This is a genomic window from Romboutsia sp., from assembly GCF_035470145.1.
In the GTDB taxonomy this organism is placed as follows: domain Bacteria; phylum Bacillota; class Clostridia; order Peptostreptococcales; family Peptostreptococcaceae; genus Romboutsia_D.
Window position 1 is genome coordinate 1 of the sequence record NZ_DATIRC010000034.1, and the last position, 1723, is coordinate 1723.

Sequence of the window (1723 nt, forward strand, 5' to 3'; positions counted from 1 at the left end):
TAATAACTTCCAATAATGTAACTGGGAAATGAATGAGTTGATTAATAATTAGATATGCGCATAACGTTTATCAATATAATAAGTTGGTTAAAAAAAGTTTATGAAAAATGAAACGCTTAAAATTTTATTAAAGCGAATAGTTTCATCTTTAGTGGTTCTGTTTTTATTAATAACTGTTATTTTTATTCTTTTAAGAGTTTCTCCAGGCGATCCTTCTGATAAATTTATTTCACCTGAACTAAGCCCACAACTGATTGCTCACGTTAGAGATTCATTTAATCTAAATAGTTCAATTTTAGTTCAATATGAAGCGTTTATAGTAAATTTATGTAAAGGAGATTTCGGGATTTCTTACAGCTACAGAATGCCCGTATTATCTGTAATTATAGATTATCTCAGATTCACACTCATTTTTTCACTTGTAAGTTTTGCAATTCAAATTGGCTTAGGATTTTTGCTAGCGATCATTTCTTTTCAAAAGGTAAATGGTTTTATTGATAAAATGTTTTCAAAATTGAGTCTGGTAGTTTATGCCATACCCTCATTTGTAATCGGTGTGTTTTTAATTTATATCTTTTCAGCAACTTTGAACATATTGCCTTCTTCCGGGCTCAGATCATTTGATTCAGCGGATTATTCATTTTTCCAAAGTTTTTTTGATTATGCCAGACATATGATTCTTCCTCTGGCTACTTTGTCTCTTGGTGGAATCGCTGTCTTTTATAAGTATCTGAGAGATAATCTGGAAGATACATATAATAAACCTTTTATTATGAACCTTAGAGCAAACGGCTTAGATGATAGAACAATTTTATTAAAACATATTATACCTAATGCAATGGGACCTCTAATTGCCGTAGCCGGTGTTGAGCTGGGATTATTATTTGGAGGCGCTCTAATAACAGAAGTTATTTTTGGATTACCGGGGATGGGCCGTTTGACAATAAATGCTATATTTTCCCGCGATTATCCCCTGGTTATCGGTTGCACATTCGTTTCAGGAGTACTGGTAATTTTGAGCAATTTTATAGCTGATCTGCTTAAAGCAAAAATTGACAAAAGATTAATAAAGGGAATTCTAAATTAGAGTGAAATTGAAATTAAAAATATGGCAATTTACTGCTGCATTGTGCATCTTTTTATTATTAGTTAGGATAACAGAAATTTACAATTTATTTGTACTGTTATTTAAATATTTATATTTATTGATTTTTGCAGATGCCTCAATTGCACTTAGTTATTTAAATTTTTCGCTTATTGATAATATTATTTCCGCAATTTTAATTATTTCAATTCCGCTTTTTATTTACATTAAAAGGAACAAATATGTTTTCCTGCAAAGGAGACTAAATTTTTCATACATAGTAATTATAATTTTATCGTCCTTTTTTATTTTTGCTCCAATAGTTTCAACTTCAAATCCTGATTTTGAGAAAAACTTAAATGTAACAAAGCTTTTGCCACCTTTTAGCACAGTAAGGATATTAAGTCTAATCAGAAAACCGAGTACATCATCAAATCCATTTAATAAGTTTCTGGACCTAAAAGATGAGGTAATTCAAAACTCATATAATGATTACGTAATTTTTGTCGATAGTGTCAAACCGGGAAATAAAGTAACCTATTATCAAAAAGGAATAGCGTATCAGCTAGACAGTGCTCAAGTAAAATATTCGGGTAATGAACCAGACGTCGGGGAAAGGATATTTATTCTAGGTACTGA

Annotated in this window: 2 protein-coding genes; both read left to right on the forward strand. The window is 30.5% G+C overall.

The window, feature by feature from the left end; translation table 11 throughout:
• Window positions 1-100: 100 nt before the first annotated feature.
• Window positions 101-1087, forward strand: coding sequence for an ABC transporter permease (locus VLM92_RS01450; RefSeq protein WP_325274576.1), 987 nt, complete (start codon window positions 101-103; stop codon window positions 1085-1087).
• 1 nt (window position 1088) lies between these two features.
• Window positions 1089-1723 (forward strand): hypothetical protein (locus VLM92_RS01455; RefSeq protein ID WP_325274577.1); only part of this gene is annotated, 635 nt, incomplete at its 3' end.

Coding starts and splice junctions, on each gene's coding strand:
- VLM92_RS01450 (WP_325274576.1), top strand. CDS start 101: ATGAAAAATGAAACGCTTAAAATTTTATTAAAGCGAATAGTTTCATCT.